The 22,609-nt window shown below is 59.4% G+C and carries 22 protein-coding genes; 14 read left to right on the forward strand and 8 right to left on the reverse strand.

Going from position 1 to position 22,609, the window contains the following annotated elements; all coding sequences use genetic code 11:
- Positions 1-448: 448 nt before the first annotated feature.
- Positions 449-1,561, reverse strand: a complete 1,113-nt coding sequence (locus tag AO065_RS12665; protein WP_004881740.1) for an enoyl-CoA hydratase/isomerase family protein — start codon at positions 1,559-1,561, stop codon at positions 449-451.
- A 168-nt stretch (positions 1,562-1,729) separates the two neighbouring features.
- Between AO065_RS12665 and ung the strand changes: the two genes are divergently transcribed.
- Positions 1,730-2,422 (forward strand): uracil-DNA glycosylase, encoded by a 693-nt coding sequence (gene ung / locus AO065_RS12670; RefSeq protein ID WP_004881742.1) that lies wholly within the window; start codon positions 1,730-1,732, stop codon positions 2,420-2,422.
- 4 nt (positions 2,423-2,426) lie between these two features.
- Here ung and AO065_RS12675 read toward each other — a convergent pair whose 3' ends face one another.
- The 4 genes from AO065_RS12675 to AO065_RS12690 form a co-directional block, all read right to left on the reverse strand.
- Entirely contained in the window at positions 2,427-3,461 is a 1,035-nt protein-coding gene (locus tag AO065_RS12675) for an AbrB family transcriptional regulator (protein ID WP_004881743.1), read from the reverse strand.
- A complete protein-coding gene (locus tag AO065_RS12680) occupies positions 3,454-4,968 on the reverse strand; it encodes a tripartite tricarboxylate transporter permease (RefSeq protein ID WP_004881746.1) in 1,515 nt (504 codons plus the stop codon). The genes AO065_RS12675 and AO065_RS12680 overlap by 8 nt, the downstream gene beginning before the upstream one ends.
- 2 nt (positions 4,969-4,970) lie before the next feature.
- A complete protein-coding gene (locus tag AO065_RS12685; protein WP_004881748.1) occupies positions 4,971-5,429 on the reverse strand; it encodes a tripartite tricarboxylate transporter TctB family protein in 459 nt (152 codons plus the stop codon).
- Between the two features lie 62 nt (positions 5,430-5,491).
- Entirely contained in the window at positions 5,492-6,475 is a 984-nt protein-coding gene (locus AO065_RS12690) for a Bug family tripartite tricarboxylate transporter substrate binding protein (RefSeq protein WP_174518528.1), read from the reverse strand.
- A gap of 485 nt (positions 6,476-6,960) precedes the next feature.
- On the opposite strand from AO065_RS12690, the gene AO065_RS12695 reads away from it, so the two are divergent.
- Both AO065_RS12695 and AO065_RS12700 read left to right on the forward strand, forming a co-directional pair.
- Positions 6,961-7,632 (forward strand): response regulator, encoded by a 672-nt coding sequence (locus AO065_RS12695; protein WP_004881751.1) that lies wholly within the window; start codon positions 6,961-6,963, stop codon positions 7,630-7,632.
- Positions 7,625-9,016: a sensor histidine kinase gene (locus AO065_RS12700; RefSeq protein WP_004881752.1), complete on the forward strand. Its 1,392-nt coding sequence runs from the start codon at positions 7,625-7,627 to the stop codon at positions 9,014-9,016. The genes AO065_RS12695 and AO065_RS12700 overlap by 8 nt, the downstream gene beginning before the upstream one ends.
- Here AO065_RS12700 and AO065_RS12705 read toward each other — a convergent pair.
- Positions 9,010-9,831, reverse strand: coding sequence for an HDOD domain-containing protein (locus AO065_RS12705; RefSeq protein ID WP_004881754.1), 822 nt, complete (start codon positions 9,829-9,831; stop codon positions 9,010-9,012). The genes AO065_RS12700 and AO065_RS12705 overlap by 7 nt on opposite strands.
- 108 nt (positions 9,832-9,939) lie before the next feature.
- Complete coding sequence (gene ygfZ / locus AO065_RS12710) at positions 9,940-10,881, reverse strand: CAF17-like 4Fe-4S cluster assembly/insertion protein YgfZ (protein ID WP_004881757.1); 942 nt, start codon at positions 10,879-10,881, stop codon at positions 9,940-9,942.
- A gap of 149 nt (positions 10,882-11,030) precedes the next feature.
- Here ygfZ and AO065_RS12715 point away from each other — a divergent pair, with 149 nt between their 5' ends.
- Positions 11,031-11,285, forward strand: coding sequence for an FAD assembly factor SdhE (locus AO065_RS12715; RefSeq protein ID WP_004881759.1), 255 nt, complete (start codon positions 11,031-11,033; stop codon positions 11,283-11,285).
- Entirely contained in the window at positions 11,269-11,733 is a 465-nt protein-coding gene (locus AO065_RS12720; protein ID WP_004881761.1) for a protein YgfX, read from the forward strand. Before AO065_RS12715 ends, AO065_RS12720 begins: the two co-directional genes overlap by 17 nt.
- Here AO065_RS12720 and nadB read toward each other — a convergent pair.
- Positions 11,702-13,318, reverse strand: coding sequence for an L-aspartate oxidase (gene nadB, locus AO065_RS12725; RefSeq protein ID WP_004881763.1), 1,617 nt, complete (start codon positions 13,316-13,318; stop codon positions 11,702-11,704). The two genes, AO065_RS12720 and nadB, sit on opposite strands and share 32 nt — an antisense overlap.
- A gap of 489 nt (positions 13,319-13,807) precedes the next feature.
- Here nadB and rpoE point away from each other — a divergent pair, with 489 nt between their 5' ends.
- The 9 genes from rpoE to era all read left to right on the forward strand — a co-directional run bounded on the left by rpoE (position 13,808) and on the right by era (position 22,581).
- Positions 13,808-14,389 carry an RNA polymerase sigma factor RpoE/AlgU gene (gene rpoE / locus AO065_RS12730; RefSeq protein WP_002554912.1) on the forward strand — a complete coding sequence of 194 codons (582 nt, stop codon included), beginning with the start codon at positions 13,808-13,810 and terminating at the stop codon, positions 14,387-14,389.
- 33 nt (positions 14,390-14,422) lie between these two features.
- Positions 14,423-15,016: an anti sigma-E factor RseA C-terminal domain-containing protein gene (locus tag AO065_RS12735; protein WP_004881766.1), complete on the forward strand. Its 594-nt coding sequence runs from the start codon at positions 14,423-14,425 to the stop codon at positions 15,014-15,016.
- 8 nt (positions 15,017-15,024) lie between these two features.
- Complete coding sequence (locus AO065_RS12740; protein ID WP_032650820.1) at positions 15,025-15,981, forward strand: MucB/RseB C-terminal domain-containing protein; 957 nt, start codon at positions 15,025-15,027, stop codon at positions 15,979-15,981.
- Positions 15,982-16,316: 335 nt separating this feature from the next.
- Positions 16,317-17,699: a DegQ family serine endoprotease gene (locus AO065_RS12745; protein WP_370454419.1), complete on the forward strand. Its 1,383-nt coding sequence runs from the start codon at positions 16,317-16,319 to the stop codon at positions 17,697-17,699.
- Between the two features lie 171 nt (positions 17,700-17,870).
- A complete protein-coding gene (gene lepA / locus AO065_RS12750) occupies positions 17,871-19,667 on the forward strand; it encodes a translation elongation factor 4 (RefSeq protein ID WP_025996854.1) in 1,797 nt (598 codons plus the stop codon).
- Between the two features lie 9 nt (positions 19,668-19,676).
- Positions 19,677-20,531, forward strand: a complete 855-nt coding sequence (gene lepB, locus AO065_RS12755; protein WP_004881773.1) for a signal peptidase I — start codon at positions 19,677-19,679, stop codon at positions 20,529-20,531.
- Positions 20,532-20,622: 91 nt separating this feature from the next.
- On the forward strand, positions 20,623-21,000 hold the full coding sequence (locus tag AO065_RS12760; RefSeq protein WP_004881774.1) for a DUF4845 domain-containing protein: 378 nt from the start codon (positions 20,623-20,625) through the stop codon (positions 20,998-21,000).
- Positions 20,997-21,686, forward strand: coding sequence for a ribonuclease III (gene rnc / locus AO065_RS12765; RefSeq protein WP_004881776.1), 690 nt, complete (start codon positions 20,997-20,999; stop codon positions 21,684-21,686). The genes AO065_RS12760 and rnc overlap by 4 nt, the downstream gene beginning before the upstream one ends.
- Positions 21,679-22,581, forward strand: coding sequence for a GTPase Era (gene era, locus AO065_RS12770; RefSeq protein WP_004881778.1), 903 nt, complete (start codon positions 21,679-21,681; stop codon positions 22,579-22,581). The genes rnc and era overlap by 8 nt, the downstream gene beginning before the upstream one ends.
- Positions 22,582-22,609: the final 28 nt, after the last annotated feature.

The following is a 22,609-nucleotide window of genomic DNA, read 5'->3' on the forward strand; positions in this document are numbered from 1 at the left end:
AAACGCTGGAGTTTGGGCACACATCTGCGCCACATTCGAGAGCGGACGCAGAGCGTCCTGGGAGGCGTTCCCACGCGGAGCGTAGGAACGATCAGCGTGATCTCAAGCACGCCGATCATGCCCATGCTTGTGCTCAGCGTTATACCCGAGTCTTGCAGCGACCACGGACTGTGGGAGGCGGCTTGCCGGCGATGCTTTTTCTGAAGCGACCTAGTCAGTGACTGAACTGACGCCATCGCCGGCAAGCCGCCTCCCACGGGGTATGCATTCAGTCAGTCACTTTCNACCGTTTTGCGCGTCTTCCGGACTTTTGTATAACGATGAGCGCGGAGCATGGGGATGATCGTGTGCTTAAGGTCTACGATCGTTCCTACGCCCTGCGTGGGAATGCCTCTCAGGACGCTCCGCGTCCGCTCTCGATCAGTGTCGAGAGATCACTCACGCCGACTCAATACTCCGACAAGTCCGCCAGCGGATGCCGTCCTTCCCAGACCTTCTCGAAGTGCGCCTCGATCACCGCAGGCGGTACTTTGCTGACATCCGGCCAGTGCCAGTGCGGCGCGTGGTCCTTGTCGATCAGTCTGGCGCGCACGCCTTCGCTGAATTCCGGATGACGACAGCAATTGAGGCTCATGGCGTATTCCATCTGAAACACCTGCGCCAATGACAGGTGACGCGCACGCTTGATCTGTTCCCAGACCAGATGCGCAGTGACCGGGCAACCCTCCACCAGATTCTTCGCACCTTTGGCCAGCAACGCGTCATCCTGCTGCTGCAAATGGCTGATGGCCTGCCAGGCACAGACCAGATTGCCCACGTCCAGCAGCGCATCAATCTGTGCCCGGCGCGGCAGCCACTGCGCTTCGGGCAACTGGCTGTTGGCCTCGTGTTGCAGCGCCTTCAGCAGGCTGTTCAGCTGCACATCGGTCTGTTCCTGCCAGTTGAGTTGCAGCAGACCTTCGATCAGATCCGGCTGCTGTTCATCGAGCAGGCAGCGATCCGCCAGATCGAGATCCAGCGCGTCACGCCCGTTGATGTGCGAACCGGTCAGCCCCAGAAACAACCCCAGTTTTCCCGGCAAGCGGGACAGGAACCAGCTTGCGCCAACATCGGGGTAAAGCCCGATGCTGATCTCAGGCATGGCCAGTCGACTGCTCTGAGTAACGATTCGAATATTCGCGCCCTGTAGCAGACCCATGCCGCCGCCCAGCACGTAGCCGTGCGCCCAGCAGATCAACGGCTTGGGGTACGTATGCAGGCTGTAATCCAGACGGTATTCAGCGCCAAAGAAGTGCGCTGCCAAAGGTGGTACGGTGCCGGGATTATTGAGGCAGGTTTCGACCAGCGTGCGCACATCGCCCCCGGCACAAAAGGCTTTCGCGCCATTGCCGCGCAGCAGTACACAAACAATCTGCGGATTGCCCGCCCAGGCGTCGAGCTGATCCTGAAGCGCCAGAATCATCGGCAGCGACAGTGCGTTCAGCGACTTCTCGGCGTCCAGCGTAGCGACTCCGATACGTGCGCCGCCCTGGGCGTGAAGTTCTTCGAATTGCAGGTTCATCGTGACCCTCTCTAAAAAGACGCCGACCTCATTGTTGGTCTTCGTGCAGCGTCATTAAGTTGCAGGGGGAAATTTGCAGTGTAGGAAACCGACGGAATCGATGGGGGACATTTGACATTGGCAGTCAGCTTTCCTAGTGTCCGCGCAATGTTTTTACCGGATGTGACCATGACTAGCGACGACCGCATCAAGCTTGAACCCAGCTGGAAAGAAGCGCTGCGTGACGAGTTCGAAAAACCCTACATGCAACAGTTGCGCGAGTTTCTGCGTCAGGAGCACGCCGCAAACAAGGAAATCTATCCGCCGGGGCCGCTGATCTTCAACGCGCTGAACTCCACGCCACTGGATAACGTGAAAGTCGTGATCCTCGGTCAGGACCCTTACCACGGCCCCAATCAGGCCCACGGCTTGTGCTTCTCGGTGCAGCCCGGCGTGCCGACACCGCCTTCGCTGGTCAATATTTATAAAGAATTGAAACGCGACCTGAACATTGATATCCCCAACCATGGCTGCCTGCAAAGCTGGGCGGATCAGGGCGTGCTGCTGCTTAATACCACCCTCACTGTAGAGCGGGCGAATGCGGCCTCCCACGCAGGCAAGGGTTGGCAGCATTTCACGGACAGGATCATTCAGGTGGTCAGCGAGCATCAGCCTCATCTGGTGTTTCTGCTGTGGGGCGCTCACGCGCAGAGCAAGCAGAAGCTGGTCGACGCGACCAAACATCTGGTGCTGACCTCGGTCCACCCGTCACCGCTGTCAGCCTACAAAGGCTTTCTCGGCAACGGACATTTCGGACGGGCCAACAAGTATCTGAAGCAGAACGGCCTCACGCCGATTGACTGGCGCTTGCCGAATATCTGAGGCGTCAGTCAGTGAGTCGTCTGTTCCAGCGCCGGAACAGCGGCTCGGCCAGAAACAGCACGAACAACAGACGCATCACCTGCATCGCCGTGACCAGCGGCACGGACAATTGCAGCACCTCGGCGGTCAGGCTCATCTCGGCAATGCCGCCCGGCATCATGCCCAGTGTCAACGAACGCAGATCCAGATGCGTCAGCGCACTGAGGCCGAAGGCGGCGAGGGCGGCGATCAGCATGGTCAGCGCCGTTCCCAACAGCGTGCGCCCCAGAAACGACGGTGCACGACGAAAGAACGCCCGATTGAAGTGACAACCCAGCCCGCTGCCAATCAGCAGCTGGCCCAGTTGGCTGGCACCATTGGGCAGGCCGATTTTCAGATCCCAGACCACGCTGACCACTGCGCTCAAAAGCAGCGGACCGAACAGCCACGGATTCGGCTGCTTGAGGTGTTGCCAGAGCCAGGCCAGCAGCGCGCCGAACGGTAGAAGAAACGCCAGCCAGCGCCAGTCGACACTGGTGGCGTGCAGAACGGGCGCACCCTCGCCCAGCAAGTACTTGAAGATGGCCGGGACGCACAGCACCACCGCCAGCACGCGCAGGCTCTGTGCGGCGGCGACGCTGCTCAGGGTCGCGCCATTGCGTGCGCCGAGGTTGACCATTTCACCCGAACCGCCCGGCATGCTGGAGAAGAAAGCAGTAGGCCGGTCCTCGCCGGTGCGCAGCATCAGCCACACACCGACCAGACAGGACAGGCTGGTGATCAGCGCACCAAAGAAAATCAACCCGAAGTGCGCCAGCACCTGTTCGATCACTACTGGAGTGAAGTGCAGGCCGATACCGATGCCGATGACCAGTTGGCCGCATTTGCGGCCGCCGGGAATCTGGGTGATCTGCCAGGGTGTCAGGCAGCGCACCAGGATGATCGCCAGCAACGAGCCGACCATCCAGGGTAGAGGCCAGCCGACCTGGCTGGCGAGGTAGCCGCCCAGCAGGCCGACCAGCGGGGTCGGCCACCAGTTACGCAGTGACGAATCAGACATTGGTCATCGCGGCACGCTGACTGGCGCGCCTGCGCCAGATACGGATCAGCGGGAACAGCAGCATGAACACCGTCAGTACCCAGACGCCGAGGGTGATCGGGCTGGCCCAAAGAATCCCCAGTTCGCCGTTGGAAATCGACAGCGCACGACGCAGGTTCTGCTCCATCAGGCCGCCCAGAATGAACCCGAGCAGGATCGGCGACAGCGGGAAATCCAGCTTGCGCAGGATGTAACCGAAGATGCCGATGCCGACCATCAGAAACAGGTCGAAGGTGGTGGCGTGTACGGCGTAGACACCGATCCCGGTGATGATCGCGATGACCGGTACCAGCGCCCAGTTCGGTACGGACAGAACGCGGGTGAAAATGCGGATCATCGGGATGTTCAGGATCACCAGCATGACGTTGGCGATGAACAGCGACGCAATCAGACCCCAGACCAGATCCGGTTGCTGTTGGAACAGCATCGGGCCGGGCGTGATGTTGTACAGCGAAAGCGCACCGATCATCACCGCCGTGGTGCCCGACCCCGGAACGCCCAGCGTCAACATCGGCACCAGCGCACCGCAGGCGGTTGCGCCGATGGCGGTTTCCGGCGCAGCCAGGCCGCGCATGTCACCTTTGCCGAAATTGCCCGTAGGTCCGGCAATACGCTTTTCAGTCATGTAGGCAACCGCGCTGGCCAGCGTTGCACCCGCGCCCGGCAATACGCCCAGAATGAACCCCATGAAGCCGCAACGAATATTCACCATGAATACGGCCGCCGCTTCCTTGAGATTGAACATCATGCGCCCGGTAGCCTTGACCGCTTCCTGGCCACGGTGGGTTTTTTCCAGCAGCAACAGGATCTCGCTGATGGAAAACAGGCCCAGCACCAGCACGACGAACTGGATGCCGTCAGCCAGGTGGATGTTGTCGCCGGTAAACCGATACACGCCGCTGTTGGCGTCGATCCCGATGGCAGACAGGAACAGGCCGATCAGCGCTGCGATGAAGGTCTTGAGCGGTTTGTCTCCGGCCATTCCGCCCAGACAGACGATGGCGAACACCATCAGCACGAAGTACTCCGCGGGGCCAAAGGCAATCGCCCATTTGGCCAGCAGTGGCGCGAAAAGCACCATGCCGCAGGTGGCAATAAAGGCGCCGATGAACGAGCTCCAGGCCGACAGCGACAGTGCGACGCCCGCCATGCCATTACGGGCCATCGGGTAACCGTCCAGAGTGGTCATCACGGTGGACGCTTCGCCCGGAATGTTCAGCAGGATCGAACTGATACGGCCGCCGTATTCACAGCCCAGATACACGGCCGCCAGCAGAATCAAGGCCGATTCAGGCGGCAGGCCCAGCGCGAAGGCGATGGGAATCAGCAACGCCACGCCGTTGATCGGACCCAGCCCCGGCAGCAGGCCGACAATGGTGCCGATCAACGTGCCCGATAACGCGGTAATAAGGTTGTAAGGCGTCAGGGCAACGCCGAAGCCCTGGCCCAGATAGCTGAAAGTATCCATCTTTAATTCTCCAGAACGCTGAGCAGGCCCAAAGGCAGGGGAACGTCCATGGCTTTATCGAACAGCAGGTAAAGGCCGACGCTCATCAGAATCACTACCACTATGCTCGGCACCCAGCGACCGCCATACAGGCGCGCCATCGGTATGCCGATCAGGATGCTGCTGAGAATGAAACCCAGCGGTTCGAACAGACCGGCGAACACCAGCAGCAGGGCGATGCAGATGCCGATCTTGACCAGCGTCTCACGGTCCAGCGGCGGTTCGTCTTCGCTGTGCACGATGGGCGTCGGACGAATCAGCATGTACAGCAGGGCGGCGCCCATCAGGCCGAGCATCAGCAGGGGAAAGGCCCGAGGGCCGACCGGTTCATAGGAAAAGGGCGCCTGGTACGGCCAGGCCATGAGGGCCAGTCCGATGCAGACCAGCAGCAGGACACCTGCAAAAACGCGTTGTATGACCATGAAAAGCTCCTGAGTCGCGCCCGTCAGACAGGCGCAACCGAACGTCAGTCAATTGGGTGCAATTACTGAATCAGGCCGAATTCCTTGGCCATCAGCTTGTAGTCGGCCACCTGTTTCTTCACGTAGGTGTCCAGCTCCTGGCCGGTCATGGCGAACGGGAACAGCTCGCGCTGGTCACGCAGTTTGGCGAAGTCTTCCGAGGCCAGCACCTTGTCGAACGAGGCTTTCCACCAGTTGTAATCTTCGTCGCTCACCTTTGGCCCGAGGTAGAAGCCACGCACCACCGGCCAGACGATGTCGTAACCCTGTTCCTTGGCGGTCGGGATGTCTTTCATTTCCGGCTCGTCGATACGCTTGTCGGCAAACACCGCCAGCAGGCGCATGTTGCCGCTGAGGATGTGCGGCATGGAGTCGGAGATGTCGGTACTGCCGACCTGAATGTGACCGCCGAGCAAGGCGGTGGCGATTTCGCCGCCACCTTCGAGCGCCACATAGCGCAGCTCGCGCGGATTGATACCGGCCGCCTTGGCGATCAGTGCGGTTTGCATCCAGTCCTGGCTGCCGACAGTGCCGCCGGAACCGATGACGACTTTGCTCGGGTCGGCCTTGAGTGCCTTGACCAGATCGTCGAGGTTTTTGTAAGGCGAATCGCTCTTCACCGCGATGGCGCCGTAGCTGGTGCCGACTGCCGCCAGCCAGCGCACGGCGTTCTCGTCGAAGCGCCCGAACTTGCCCTGCGCCAGATTGAGCAGCGAGCCGCTGGACCAGGCCACCAGTGTTCCGGCATCGGCCGGACGTTGAGCGACCACCGCGTTGTAGGCCACCGCGCCGACACCGCCGGGCATGTAGGTCACGCGCATCGGGGTGCTGAGGATTTTTTCATTGATCAGCGCGCTCTGGACCAGTTTGCAGGTCAGGTCGAAGCCACCGCCCGGCGAGGCCGGTGCGATGCATTCAGGACGCTTGGGCTCGGCAAGCAGTTGGGTGGCAACCAGCATGCAACTGGCGGTCATGGCTAGCTGACGCAAGGAAAATTTCATGTTCAGTCTCCTGAGATGTTTTTGTTTTTGGATGTGGAAAGCTGTTCAGTGCGTTCGATTGCCGGATACTTCCCGTAACGGCAGATTTGGACGGGCAGATTCAGGGCTGCAGATAACTGCATCGAAGTGCTGGATAAACACTGGAAGAGCGCCGGGTGTCAGCGTAGTGCCGTGACAGGGCGAGCATGAAGCGGGCCGACCGGGAGCGGCCGAAAGTTGAATGTGGTGCATTGACTGTCGAGCCGGGGAAGGCGTTGACATGATGTGACTCCATTTACCGTTTTATTGTTTTTATTTTCAGACGCATCCGGGCGCCTTGTTCACGTACCCTTTGGCGGGTCGTATCGCGATGCTAAATCACGAACCTTTCAGTTACCTTTCATTGCGTCGCCAAATGCCTTCGAGTTGTTTCTGTGCTTCACAGGGTGTGAAGCGCCTGTAAACTCCGCAACCACCCTTCCCAATAACAACACCCATAACAGGAGACGGCGATGCGTGTTCTTCTCGTTGAAGATCATCTGCAACTGGCTGAGAGTGTCGCGCAGGCTCTCAAGAGCGCGGGTTTGACCGTCGATGTCCTGCACGATGGCGTGGCGGCCGACCTGGCCCTGACCAGTGAGGAATACGCCGTCGCGATTCTCGACGTGGGTCTGCCGCGTATGGATGGCTTCGAAGTGCTGGCCCGTCTGCGGGCGCGCAGCAAGAATCTGCCGGTGTTGATGTTGACCGCGCGCAGTGACGTGAAAGATCGGGTGCATGGCCTCAATCTGGGCGCGGATGACTACCTCGCCAAGCCTTTTGAGCTGTCCGAACTGGAAGCCAGGGTCAAGGCACTGCTGCGGCGTAGCGTGCTGGGTGGTGAGCGTCAGCAGCGGTGCGGCGTGCTGGCCTACGACCTGGACACGCGTCGCTTCACGCTGGGCGACGAGCTCCTGACCCTGACCTCTCGCGAGCAGGCGGTGCTTGAAGCCCTGATCGCGAGGCCCGGCCGGGTGATGAGCAAGGAACAGCTTGCTGCTCAGGTGTTCGGTCTCGACGAAGAAGCCAGTCCCGACGCCATCGAAATCTACGTGCATCGCCTGCGTAAGAAACTCGACGGGCATTCGGTGGCCATCGTGACGTTCCGTGGCCTGGGTTACCTGTTGGAAAGCCGCGATGATTAACGACAGTCTGCGCTGGCGACTGCTGTGGAATCTGGCGTTGCTGTTGGTCGTTCTGATGCTGGCCAGCGGCATGAGCGCCTACTGGAACGGACGCGAAGTGGCCGACACGGCCTACGACCGCACGTTGCTGGCGTCGGCGCGCACCATCGCCGCCGGTCTGACCCAGCGCGACGGAACGCTGAGTGCCGACATTCCCTATGTGGCACTGGATACCTTCGCCTACGACAGCGAGGGTCGTATCTACTATCAGGTCAACGACATCAACCAGAAGCTGATTTCCGGTTACGAAAACCTGCCGTCACCGCCGCCGGGAACGTTGCGAACCGATGATTATCCAGCACTCGCCAAGTTCTATAACGGGATGTATCAGGGCCAGGATGTCCGCGTGGTCAGTCTGCTCAAGCCGGTGACCGATCCGGGCATGAACGGCACGGCGGAAATCCGCGTGGCTGAAACTCAGGAGGCGCGCAAGGGCATGGCTCGCAGTCTGATGGCCGATACCTTGCTGCGGCTGGGCATGCTGGGCGGCGGTGCGTTGTTGCTGGTGTGGTTCACCGTCAGTGCTGCGCTGCGTCCACTGGAGCGCCTGCGCACGGCGGTCGAGGAACGCCAGCCTGACGATTTGCGCTCGCTGCCCATGGTTGAGGTGCAGCATGAACTTCGACCGCTGGTCGGCGCGTTGAACCACTTCACCGAGCGTTTGCGCCTGCAGTTCGAACGTCAGGCGCAATTCATCGCCGATGCCGCCCACGAATTGCGTACGCCATTGGCTGCGCTCAAGGCGCGTGTGGAACTGGGATTGCGTGAGCGTGACCCGCAGCAATGGCGCGCGACGCTGGAGTCTGCTGCGCTGGGCACTGATCGCCTGACCCATCTGGCCAATCAGTTGTTGTCGCTGGCGCGTATCGAAAACGGCGCCCGTGCGATTGCCGAAGGCGGCGCGCAGCAACTTGACCTCAGCCAGCTGGCGCGCGAGCTGGGCATGGCCATGGCGCCGCTGGCGCATTCGCACGGCGTCGCGCTGGCGCTGGAAGCTGACGAGCCTGTCTGGCTGCGTGGCGAGCCGACCCTGCTCAACGAATTGCTGAGCAACCTGATCGACAATGCGCTGGCCCATACACCGTCGGGCGGCAACGTTGTCCTGAGGGTCTATGCGCCGGGCATTCTGGAGGTCGAAGATGATGGTCCGGGGATTCCGCACGCGGAACGCGAGCGGGTGTTCGAACGATTCTATCGTCGCAGCCAGCAAGGCAGCGGCGCCGGACTGGGACTGGCCATCGTCGGGGAAATCTGCCGCGCCCATCTGGCCCGCATTTCCTTACATGACGGGGCCGAGCGCGGTCTGAAAGTCAGGGTCAGCTTCAACGCGACTCAGGCTCAGTAGAGCATGTCCTTGGCGTCGTCCATTTCCGCGCCGAGCATGTCGTTGGCTCGGTTCAGGCGCAGTTGGCTGTAGGCGGGCAGGTCTGGGATCTCGATCAGGCTGAAAGGATGGTCGGTGTTCTTGTGAATGTGTACCGTCGCGACCTGTACCAGATCGATGTAGTCCGGGCTTTTCGAAACGCGGGTAAAGTCCTGGAACTTGCCGGGCACCGAAGCCAGCGGCTCGGGAAAGTCCCACGAGCGCAGCAGGCGTTCGCCGATGACCGGGTGAATATTGTCGATCACATGATTGAGACTGACCGGATCGGCCAGCAGATCGAAATGGTCTTCGGCGTAGGTCAGGATCGGCAGAATCCCTATCAGGTGAATCAGCCCGGCCAGCGTGGCCTGATCCGGCTTAAGACTGGTGTACTGATGACACAGGTAATAGCTGATCCCGGCCACCTGCAGGCTCTGCTTCCAGATGTCGCGCATCTTCTGCTCGATGACTTCCGACTTGGCGTGGAACATCTGCTCCACGACCAGGCCGATGGCCAGGTTACAGGTGTAGTTGACGCCGAGGCGGCGAATCGCCGTGTTCACGTCGCTGACCTCGAAATTGGGTCGCAGCAACGGGCTGTTCGCCACCTTGATCAGGCGAGCGGACAGGGCGGTATCGCTGCCGATGACCTTGCTCAGCGCGGCGATGCTGATTTCGGTGTCTTCGGCGGCAAGGCGAATCTTCAGTGCTACTTCCGGCAGGGTAGGGAGAAACAAGGCATCTCTGTCGATGGCCTTGATCAAGTTTCTCTGCACCTCGTCAGCCATCTTGCTCATGTTGCGTCTCGCAGCCTTTAGGGGTGTCCAGAGTGTTCCGGGCGCCCTGTGGGCGCCGGAATGCCGGGTGCTGTACTGACCATGGAAAAGCGGGAGCGTTCGCTCGCGCTATCGCTGCGTTTCGAGCTTGCTGTCCAGCGTGTAGGGCAGCTCACACAATCGCAGGGAAGGACCGTCTGTGGCGCCGAGGTGCACGTCGCCACTTTCTGCGGCATCGGCCTGAAGCACTGCCAGCAACTCGATCCCCTGCTCTGACCGCGCGGCGATCACAACGTTGCCTGACGAGCTGGTGTGCACCGATGAAAACAGCGCGGCACCGGGGGCAGGCATCTCGTCGCCCTGCATCGACAGTCGATAAAGCCTGCGCTTGAGCTTGCCCAGGTACTGCATGCGCGCCACGATTTCCTGTCCGGTGTAGCAGCCCTTCTTGAAGCTGACGCCACCCACTGCCTGCAGGTTGATCATCTGCGGGATGAACTCTTCGCGGGTCTCGATGAACACCTGACCGATACCGGCCTGGATCTGACCCAGCAGCCAGTCATTGAGCGAGCCTGCGTCGAGCTGCGAAGCAAGTCGCGACTGAATGCTGTCGGCCTGTTCGGCACGCACCCAGAGCTCGGCTCGTGCGGGCGACACACGAATCGCGATCAGATCGTTGGCGCGGGATACCGAATCGGTTTCCTGCGCGAGATCGAGGCCCAGGCTGACCAGTGCGCCGTCGCCATCCTGAAGGCCGAAGCGTACCCAGGCTGCGCTTTCGTCAGTCAGTTTGGACTTCGAAAACACGGCATATTTGCGCAGGTCCAGCAGTTGCGGCTCGATCAGTTCACGGGCCATCGCCAGCAGGCAGCCGTCACCTTCGAACACCACGCGGAAACTGGACTGCATCCGGCCTTTCTGGGTGCAGCGCGCACCGAGGCTCGAGCGGTCTTCGCTCAGATAATTGAAGTTGCAGGTCAATTGTCCCTGCAGAAACTTGCTGGCATCCACGCCGCGAACGGCAAGAACGCCCTCATGGGATAGCGTGCAGAAGAAAGCTGAGTGGGCCATGGTCATCGCAAATGGGAAAAAGTCTGGGGCACATCATAGTGCCCAGTCGTGAATCTGAATACGGGTACATGAAAACTGCTGCGACCATTGCGCGATTCGCGCTGCCGCCTCACGGCTGTATACTCGCCGCCTACTTTGAGGAGCGCTCCATGGTCGAAGACGTTGAACTCAACCGCCTTTACTGGCACAGCCGCCGCGGCATGCTCGAACTGGACGTGCTGCTGGTGCCGTTTGTCCGTGAGGTCTATCCGCATTTGAATGACGTGGACCGCGATCTGTATCGCCGCCTGCTGACCTGCGAGGATCAGGACATGTTCGGCTGGTTCATGCAGCGTGCCGAGTCCGAAGATCCTGAATTGCAGCGCATGGTTCGCATGATTCTGGACCGTGTTCAGCCCAAATGATCGCTTCGAGTGTCACTGGCAGGCGTCGCGCCTGCTGCTGACGGCTTATGGTCTTGTTCAGGTGCTGGCATTGTCTGCGCTATGCTGGCTGGACGTTCCGGCCCAGATGGCGTTGGTCGGCGCTGCGTTGTGTATCGCTCACGCGGCCTGGGTCTTGCCGGGGTCGATACTGCTGAAACGCCCGGGCTCGTTCACCGGATTGCAGCGTGATTCACAGGGGTGGCGTGTCTGGAGCGAGCAGGGCGGCTGGCAGCCTGTGCAGTTGTGCAAGGACAGTCTTGCATTACCGCTGGTCGTGATTCTGCGCTTTCGTCTGGTGAATGGCGGGCGGCCCGGGCGGCAAGTCCACAGCTGCTGCATTCCCTTTGATGCGCAGACGCCGGATCTTCACCGGCGCTTGCGCGTACGGCTGAAGTTCAGCCGACGTAGGTGGGCGGTATCAGAATAGTGTCCAGTGCTTCAGGCAGCAGGTCCGGATAATCCAGCGTGTAATGCAGCCCGCGGCTTTCCTTGCGCTCCATGGCCGAGCGGATCATCAGCTCAGCTACTTGCGCCAGGTTGCGCAACTCGATCAGGTCACGGCTGACCTTGTAGTTACTGTAAAACTCGTCGATCTCATCCAGTAACAGTCGCACACGGTGCTGGGCGCGTTGCAGTCGCTTGTTGGTGCGCACGATGCCGACGTAGTCCCACATGAATCTGCGTAATTCATCCCAGTTGTGCGCAATGATCACGTCTTCGTCCGAATCGGTCACCTGACTGGCGTCCCACGCCGGAAGATCGGCTGGCATCTGAATGTCGCCCAGTTGTTTCTCGATGTCCTGCGCCGCAGAGCGTGCATAGACAAAGCATTCCAGCAACGAATTGCTGGCCATCCGGTTGGCGCCGTGCAGGCCGGTGAAACTGGTTTCGCCAATCGCATAAAGCCCCGGCACGTCTGTGTGTCCCCGGCTGTCGACCATCACGCCGCCGCAGGTGTAGTGCGCTGCAGGGACGACCGGGATCGGCTGACGGGTGATGTCGATTGAAAACTCCAGGCAGCGCTCGTACACCGTCGGAAAGTGCGTCTTGATGAACGCCTCGGGTTTATGGCTGATGTCCAGATAGACGCAGTCGATACCCAGGCGCTTCATCTCGTGGTCAATGGCGCGGGCCACAATATCGCGGGGCGCCAGTTCTGCCCGTTCGTCGAAACGTGGCATGAAACGCTCGCCGTTCGGCAGTTTCAGATAAGCGCCTTCGCCACGCAGTGCTTCAGTGATCAAAAAGCTTTTGGCTTGCGGGTGATACAGGCAGGTTGGATGGAATTGGTTGAACTCCAGATTCGCGACCCGACAGCCGGCACGCCAGGCCATTGCGATGCCATCACCGCACGCACCGTCAGGGTTGCTGGTGTAGAGATAGACTTTCGCCGCGCCACCGGACGCGAGGATCGTGAAGCGTGCGCCATAAGTGTCGACCTCGCCGCTTTTACGGTTCAGCACGTAGGCGCCCAGGCAGCGCTGGCCTTCCAGACCCAGTCGGCGTTCGGTGATCAGGTCGATGGCGGCGCGCTGTTCGAGCAGCTCGATGTTGGGGCGTTTGCTGGCCTGTTCGAGCAATGTTCGGAAAATCGCAGCGCCGGTGGCATCGGCTGCGTGGATGATTCGGCGATGGCTGTGGCCGCCTTCTCGCGTCAGGTGAAACTGGAAGCCGCTTTCCTCAGTGTCCGCATGGTCGCCACGGGTAAACGGCACGCCCTGGTCGATCAGCCACTGTATGGCTTCGCGGCTGTGTTCGACCGTGAAGCGCACGGCCTCTTCGTCGCAAAGACCGCCGCCAGCGTTGAGCGTGTCTTCGACGTGCGACTGCACTGTATCGGTGTCGTCAAGCACGGCCGCGACACCGCCCTGGGCCCAGAAAGTGGAGCCGTTGGACAGGTCGCCCTTGCTCAGAACCGCGATGCGCAGATGGGCTGGAAGCGTCAGTGCAAGGCTCAAGCCTGCCGCTCCGCTGCCGATGATCAGTACGTCGTGCTGAAAATGTTGGCTCATCTGTGAATTCTGCTCTCGGCGGCCACTAGTATAAGTAAAGGGGGATCGGCACAATAGCCGCGCCTCATGGCAATGTGAAACCACGGCGGGTGACGATTGTGCTCCAGTCCCCCGCGTGTTGCACTCCGTTTTGCGCTGCTTCAATCCTTGAAATACATTCAATGATCAAGAGCAGCGAGGCAGTTTGCGTTCACACCTGTCTTTGTGTCGATGGAACTTTTCACCGGGATCCAGGCTCAATAGCAGGTTGCCTATAAAGGAACAGCGTCGGCATGTGCAGGTTTAGATAAGTGATCATCGACTGTGCATCTGACGACAAGACTATTCACGCAGCCGATCCGGTCGAGCTGCGTTTTTCTTGCAGGCTTTATGATTACCTGCAGGAAACTTGCTTGAAGGGGGAGAACTTTTGCGAAAAGCCCGAGTCTATGTTTGCGAGCCTGAACAATATCAGTTGCAACGCTCCTTTAAGCTCAATGAGGAGTGTTCATGCTAACCCAGGAAGAGGATCAGCAGCTTGTCGAGCGCGTACAGCGCGGTGACACGCGGGCATTTGATCTGTTGGTGCTGAAGTATCAGCACAAGATTCTAGGGTTGATCGTGCGTTTCGTGCACGACACCCATGAGGCTCAGGATGTTGCGCAGGAAGCTTTTATCAAGGCTTACCGCGCACTCGGAAATTTCCGCGGTGACAGTGCGTTTTACACGTGGCTGTACCGCATCGCCATCAACACGGCGAAAAACTATCTGGTGTCGCGAGGTCGGCGACCGCCTGATAGCGATGTAAGGTCTGAGGACGCGGAGTTCTACGATGGCGATCATGGCCTCAAGGACATCGAGTCGCCGGAGCGTGCATTGTTGAGGGATGAGATCGAGGGCACTGTCCATCGGACCATCCAGCTTCTCCCGGAGGATTTGCGTACTGCACTAACTTTACGTGAATTCGATGGTCTGAGTTACGAAGACATTGCGAGCGTCATGCAATGTCCTGTTGGTACCGTGCGCTCTCGCATCTTTCGCGCTCGGGAAGCCATCGATAAAGCCCTGCAGCCGTTGTTGCAGGAATCCTGAGACAGCGGCGATAGCCCAAGAGAGGAACCCGCCATGAGTCGTGAAGCCCTGCAGGAATCGCTGTCCGCAGTGATGGATAATGAAGCGGACGAATTGGAATTGCGTCGGGTATTGAATGCCATTGACGATGCAGATACACGTGCCACATGGTCGCGTTATCAGATTGCCCGTGCAGCGATGCACAAGGAACTGTTGATGCCTCATCTGGATATCTCGGCGGCTGTGTCCGCTGCGATTGCCGATGAAGTCAGCCCCCTGAAAGCAGCCCGCGGTCCGTGGCGCTCGCTGGGTCGTCTGGCCGTGGCCGCTTCGGTAACCGTCGCTGTTCTGGCTGGTGTTCGCCTGTACAACCAGGACGAAATCACCGGTACGCAGCTGGCACAGCAGACCCAGCAGCCTGCCAACCTGACCGTTCCACAGGTCAAGGGCCCGGCGGTACTGGCGGGTTATACCGAGAGCGCCGAACAGGCACCAGGCCCGATGGCCAACGGTGTGTTGCAAGGTCAGGCCGGTGAAGGCGACAAGCGTCTGCCAGGCTACCTGCGCCAGCACGCTCAGGAAGCTGCACTGAAGGGTACTGAAAGCGCGCTGCCTTACGCTCGTGCCGCCAGCCTGGAAAACCGTTAAGGAGGAACATGCGAGTCGTCCCTCTACTGCCGTTGTTGCTTGGTGGATGGCTTGCCCTCCCAGTGCATGCCGATGACGCCCAAGACATGCTCAAGCGTCTTGGGCAGGTTGATCAGCAGCAAAGCTATCAAGGTACTTTTGTTTACGAGCGCAACGGTAGTTTCTCTACCCACCGGATCTGGCACCGCGTAGCGGACGGCAAGGTCAGTGAGCGCTTGTTGCAGCTTGATGGCTCTGCTCTTGAAGTGTCACGTATTGACGGGCTTACCCAGTGCGTCAGTGGCACTCTGGAAGCAGGCGTCACCAGCGCCGGCTCCTCCTCTCGAAATTTCGACGTCAAGAAACTCTCCGACTGGTACGACATGAAAGTCGTCGGCAAGTCGCGAGTGGCTGGGCGTGCGACTACTATTGTGGCAGTGACGCCGAAGGATCAGCATCGTTACGGTATGGAGTTGCATATCGATAACGAGACGGGCCTTGCGTTGAAGTCGCTGTTGTTGAGCGACAAAGGGCAGCTGCTCGAGCGTTTCCAGTTCACCGACCTGGAAACCGCCACCGCACCGACTGATCAGATGCTTCAGGTCAGTGCCGATTGCAAGCCGGTAGTGGCTGCGAAGGCCAAGTCCAAGGCGCAGGTCACTCCGGTCGCCTGGCGTTCGGACTGGTTGCCGCCTGGCTTTGAGCTCAGCAGCAGTGGCGTGCGCAAGGAGCACGATTCGCATTCGCCAGTGACCAGCCTGATGTATGGCGATGGTCTGGCACGGTTTTCGGTGTTTATCGAGCCCGTGAGCGGTAATGCATCGTCCGACATTCGTACTCAGCTGGGTCCTACCGTTGCAGTATCCCGACGCCTGACCACGCCTCAGGGCGACACCATGGTCACCGTAGTCGGAGAGATACCGTTGGGCACTGCAGAGCGCATTGCGCTGTCCATTCGTGGTACCGAAACCCAAGCGAAAAAGTAGTTCGAAACTGTGGCGAGCGCCCAAGATGTAAATTATTTCATCTTGGGTCCAACGAACTGCCAGACTGCAGTCAACCTGGCCCTGTGCTGAGACGCTGAAATGTTTGGTGAGGTTTGCAGGTTGCAAAACATCTCGTTTTTTTCTATAGGTCACAGCCTCGCAGCTCTGGCCTTTGTCGTTTGTGGGCCTTAAAAAAGCGTCAGGGGAGGGCACCGCACGGTGCCGGGTCTCTGAGTCAGCTGACCTTGTACTGCTTAACTTTGCTCGTTGTGAATGGGAGCCGTATGTCGATACCACGCATGAAATCTTATCTATCCCTCATTGCCGCCGTGCTGATGCTCGGGCAGGTCGCTGCCGTACAGGCCGAGAACCTGCCGGACTTCACCGGGCTGGTGGAGCAGGCATCGCCGGCGGTGGTGAACATCAGTACCCGGCAGAAGCTGCCTGACCGGGCCATCGCCAATCAGCAAGTGCCAGACCTCGAAGGTCTGCCACCGATGCTGCGCGAGTTTCTCGAGCGCAGCATGCCGCCGGGAACCCGTCCGCCAGGCAAGGGTGATCGCCAGCGCGAGGCCCAGTCGCTGGGCTCGGGCTTCATCATCTCGCCCGATGGCTATGTGCTGACCAACAATCACGTGATCGACGGCGCCGACGAAATTCTCGTGCGCCTCTCCGACCGCAGCGAGCTGAAAGCCAAGCTGGTCGGTACCGATCCGCGCACTGACGTGGCTGTTCTGAAAATCGAAGGTAAGGACCTGCCAACTGCCAAGCTGGGTAACTCCAACAAGCTCAAGGTCGGTGAGTGGGTACTGGCGATCGGTTCGCCGTTCGGCTTCGACCATTCGGTGACCAAGGGTATTGTCAGCGCCAAGGGCCGCAGCCTGCCGAATGACACCTACGTGCCGTTCATCCAGACGGACGTGGCGATCAACCCTGGCAACTCCGGTGGTCCGCTGTTCAACATGGCCGGTGAAGTCGTGGGTATCAACTCGCAGATTTTCACCCGCTCGGGCGGCTTCATGGGCCTGTCGTTCGCGATTCCGATCGACGTCGCCATGGACGTAGCCAATCAGCTGAAGGCCAGCGGCAAGGTCAGCCGCGGCTGGCTGGGCGTCGTGATTCAGGAAGTGAACAAGGATCTGGCTGAGTCCTTCGGCTTGGACAAGCCTGCCGGTGCACTGGTTGCGCAGGTGCTTGAAGACGGTCCGGCTGCCAAGGGCGGTCTGCAGGTGGGTGACGTGATTCTGAGCGCCAACGGCCAGCCGATCATCATGTCGGCCGACCTGCCGCACCTGATCGGCAACCTCAAGGACGGCAGCAAGGCCGAGCTTGAAGTGATTCGCGACGGCAAGCGTCAGAATGTCACGGTCACCGTCGGCGCACTGCCGGACGAAGGCCAGGAGATGGGCGGCGTACCGGGTGCCGGTGCCGAGCGCAGCAGCAATCGTCTGGGTGTTTCGGTGATCGAACTGACCGCCGAGCAGAAGAAAAGCCTGGACCTGAAAGGCGGCGTGGCGATCAAGGAAGTGACCGGTGGTCCGGCTTCGCTGATCGGTCTGCAGGCCGGTGATGTGATCACCCACCTGAACAATCAGGCGATCACCTCGGCCAAGCAGTTCACCGACGTGGCGAAAAGCCTGCCGAAGGATCGATCGGTCTCGATGCGTGTTCTGCGTCAGGGCCGCGCGACGTTCATTACGTTCAAACTGGACGAATAACAGTCAGGTCTGATGAGGAAGGGCGGCCACGGTCGCCCTTTTTCATGTCTGGGATCAGGCCTGAAACCGATCGGTCTACCTGCAAGCGTGACGCCTCGGGCATCCATCAGGTACAATTCCCGGCTATTTTTCGGCGGGCAATCTGCCTGCAACCTTTTTGAGTGTTGATCCGTGAGTGATTTGAGTCATATCCGCAATTTCTCCATCATCGCCCACATTGACCATGGCAAGTCGACGCTGGCCGACCGCTTCATTCAAATGTGCGGTGGCCTGTCCGAGCGCGAAATGGAAGCGCAGGTGCTCGACTCCATGGATCTTGAGCGCGAGCGCGGGATCACCATCAAGGCCCACAGCGTAACCCTGTACTACAAGGCCAAAGACGGTATTACCTACCAGCTGAACTTCATTGACACGCCCGGTCACGTGGACTTCACCTATGAGGTCAGCCGTTCGCTGGCGGCCTGTGAAGGCGCTTTGCTGGTCGTCGATGCGGGTCAGGGCGTCGAGGCACAGTCGGTTGCCAACTGCTACACCGCTATCGAGCAGGGCCTCGAGGTCATGCCGGTACTGAACAAGATGGACTTGCCGCAGGCCGATCCGGACCGCGTCAAGGAAGAAATCGAGAAGATCATCGGCATCGATGCCACCGACGCCGTGGCCTGCAGTGCCAAGAGCGGCATGGGCGTTGATGAAGTGCTCGAGCGCCTGGTCACGACCATTCCGGCACCGACCGGCAATATCGAAGACCCGCTGCAAGCGTTGATCATCGACTCCTGGTTCGACAACTACCTGGGCGTCGTGTCCCTGGTGCGTGTACGCCATGGCCGGGTCAGGAAAGGCGACAAGATTCTCGTCAAGTCCACCGGCAAGATGCACCTGGTCGACAGCGTCGGAGTATTCAACCCCAAGCACACCGCAACGGTCGATCTGAAAGCGGGCGAAGTGGGCTTCATCATCGCCGGCATCAAGGATATTCATGGTGCGCCGGTCGGTGACACCCTGACACTCAGCACCACGCCCGATGTGGACGTATTGCCGGGCTTCAAACGTATCCAGCCGCAGGTGTACGCCGGTCTGTTCCCGGTCAGCTCCGATGATTTCGAAGACTTCCGCGAAGCGTTGCAGAAACTGACGCTCAACGATTCTTCGCTGCAATACCTGCCGGAAAGCTCGGACGCGCTGGGCTTCGGCTTCCGCTGCGGCTTCCTGGGCATGCTCCACATGGAGATCATCCAGGAACGTCTGGAACGCGAATACAACCTGGACCTGATCACCACGGCGCCAACCGTTATCTTCGAGCTGCTGCTTAAGACCGGTGAAACGATTTACGTCGACAACCCGTCCAAATTACCAGACCTTTCAGCCATCGAAGACATGCGCGAACCTATCGTTCGGGCAAATATTCTTGTGCCTCAGGAGCACCTGGGCAACGTCATCACGCTGTGTATCGAAAAACGTGGCGTGCAGCACGACATGCTGTTCCTCGGAACGCAGGTTCAGGTCAGCTACGATCTGCCGATGAACGAAGTGGTTCTGGACTTCTTCGATCGTTTGAAGTCAGTCAGCCGCGGTTATGCTTCGCTGGATTATCATTTCGACCGTTATCAGTCGGCCAATCTGGTCAAGCTCGATGTACTGATCAACGGCGAGAAGGTCGATGCCCTGGCGCTGATCGTTCACCGTGACAACGCGCACTACAAAGGGCGCGCGTTGACCGAGAAGATGAAAGAACTGATCCCGCGGCAGATGTTCGACGTGGCAATTCAGGCCGCCATTGGCGGTCAGATCGTGGCCCGGACAACCGTCAAGGCGCTCAGAAAGAACGTACTGGCCAAGTGTTATGGCGGCGACGTGAGCCGTAAACGCAAATTGCTCGAGAAGCAGAAGGCCGGTAAGAAACGCATGAAGCAGGTCGGCAACGTGGAGATTCCACAGGAAGCTTTCCTTGCAGTGCTCAGGTTGGAATAGTCAGGTCCTATGTCACTAAATTTCCCGCTGTTGTTGGTCATCGCTGTCTTCGTCTGTGGCGTGCTTGCACTGATTGACCTGGTGTTCCTGGCGCCTCGTCGCCGGGTGGCCATCGCCAATTATCAGGGCAGCGTCGCAGAACCTGACATTGCTGTCGTCGAGCGACTGGACAAGGAACCCTTGCTGGTTGAATACGGCAAGTCGTTCTTCCCGGTCCTGTTCATCGTCCTGGTCCTGCGCTCGTTTCTAGTCGAACCCTTCCAGATTCCGTCGGGCTCCATGAAGCCGACACTGGACGTGGGTGATTTCATTCTGGTCAACAAGTTCTCCTACGGCATTCGTTTGCCCGTGCTGGACCAGAAGGTGATTCAGATCGGTGATCCGCAGCGTGGCGATGTGATGGTCTTTCGCTATCCGAGCGACCCGAGCGTCAACTACATCAAGCGTGTCATCGGCTTGCCGGGCGACCGCATTCGTTACACCAGTGACAAGCGTTTGTTCGTGAACGGCGAACTGGTTGCCAAGAAACTGATCGGCACCGAGCCCGGAACACTGGGCAGTGCCGAACTGTACGAAGAGCAACTGGGCACCGTCGAGCACCAGATCCGTCAGGAGATGAGCCGCTACCGTGCGCCGCCTGACACCGAGTGGACCGTGCCTGCCGCGCATTACTTCATGATGGGCGACAACCGGGACAACTCCAACGACAGCCGTTACTGGGATGACCCCAACATTCCCAAGGACGAGCTGGGCATGGTTCCGGACAAGAACATCGTCGGCAAGGCGTTTGCTGTCTGGATGAGCTGGCCCGAGCCGAAACTGAGTCACTTCCCCAATTTTTCACGGGTAGGTCTGATCAAATAATCCATGCGGCGCTGCCTGAGCAGCGCCGTATGTCATTTGGGAACGTTTTGGCCTGCCGCTGGCAGCGCACCCAGGAGGGTCAACAGTGAACATGACGTTCCCTGCTTCTCAAAAAGGTATGTCGTGGGTCGGATGGTTGCTGGCGCTGGCGCTCGTCGCATTTGCGGTGAGCACGGCGATGAAGATCGTTCCCCATTATCTCGACTACATGTCGATGACGAAAATCATCGAAGCGGTCGAGACCAACAAAGGCCTGGATATCACCACGGTCAGCGAATTTTACAGTTATGTCGAAAAGAGCATGCAGCTCAACAGCATCCGGGATATAGATTTGAACAAGGCTTTAAAAGTAACGGTGGAGAACAATACGTTCAACGCCCATTTGAACTATGAACAGCGTGAGCCATTGATCCAGAACATCGACGTGGTCATCAAGTTCGACAAGCAACTGAGCGTGGGCAGACCGTGAGCGTATCCTTGAGCCGCCTTGAGCGTCAGCTCGGCTACACCTTCAAGGATCAGGAACTGATGGTCCTGGCCCTGACCCACCGCAGTTTTGCCGGTCGCAACAACGAGCGTCTGGAATTCCTCGGTGACGCCATTCTCAACTTCGTGGCCGGTGAGGCGCTGTTCGAGCGTTTTCCGCAGGCCCGCGAAGGTCAGCTGTCGCGTCTGCGTGCACGGCTGGTGAAAGGCGAGACGCTGGCGTTGCTGGCACGCGGTTTTGATCTGGGTGAGTACCTGCGTCTGGGATCCGGTGAATTGAAGAGCGGCGGATTCCGTCGTGAATCGATTCTGGCCGATGCTCTCGAAGCGCTGATCGGTGCTATCTATCTCGATGCAGGCATGGACGCTGCGCGTGAGCGCGTACTGGCGTGGTTGACGACCGAGTTCGACAGCCTGACGCTGGTAGACACCAACAAGGACCCGAAAACCCGTCTGCAGGAATTTCTGCAGTCACGGGCCTGTGATCTGCCACGTTACGAAGTGGTGGACATCCAGGGTGAGCCGCATTGCCGGACGTTCTTCGTCGAATGCGAAATCACCTTATTGAATGAAAAGAGTCGAGGTCAGGGTGTAAGCCGCCGGATTGCCGAACAGGTAGCCGCAGCTGCAGCACTCATTGCCCTTGGCGTGGAGAACGGTCATGACTGATACAACTGCAACACGCTGTGGCTATGTTGCCATCGTCGGCCGCCCTAACGTAGGCAAGTCCACGCTGCTCAATCATATTCTGGGTCAGAAGCTGGCGATCACTTCGCGCAAGCCGCAGACCACCCGTCACAACATGCTGGGCATCAAGACCGAGGGCGCCGTGCAGGCGATCTACGTCGATACCCCGGGCATGCACAAGAACGGCGAGAAAGCACTGAACCGCTACATGAACAAGACCGCTTCGGCTGCGTTGAAAGACGTCGATGTGGTGATCTTCGTTGTCGACCGTACGCGCTGGACCGACGAAGACCAGATGGTGCTGGAGCGTGTTCAATACGTTCAGGGTCCGGTCATTCTGGCGATCAACAAGACCGACCGCATCGAAGACAAGAGCGATCTGATGCCGCATCTGGAATGGCTGCAAGGCCAGTTGCCGAATGCGTCCATTGTGCCTATCTCTGCGCAGCACGGTCACAACCTTGAAGCACTGGAAGGCCTGATTGCCTCCCACCTGCCGGAAAATGATCACTTCTTCCCGGAAGACCAGATCACCGACCGCAGCAGCCGCTTCCTGGCCGCTGAACTGGTTCGCGAGAAGATCATGCGCCAGCTGGGTGCCGAGCTTCCGTACCAGATCACCGTCGAGATCGAAGAGTTCAAGCAGCAGGGTCGCACCCTGCACATCCATGCGCTGATCCTCGTCGAACGCGACGGTCAGAAGAAGATCATCATTGGCGACAAGGGCGAGCGTATCAAGCGCATCGGCAGCGATGCCCGTCGCGACATGGAGCTACTGTTCGACTCCAAGGTGATGCTCAACCTCTGGGTCAAGGTCAAGGGTGGCTGGTCCGACGACGAGCGCGCACTGCGCTCGCTGGGCTACGGCGACCTCTAGGTTGTCTTTTCACCCGGCCACCGGCCGG

It is taken from the genome of Pseudomonas viridiflava (assembly GCF_001642795.1).
Lineage (GTDB): Bacteria > Pseudomonadota > Gammaproteobacteria > Pseudomonadales > Pseudomonadaceae > Aquipseudomonas > Aquipseudomonas viridiflava.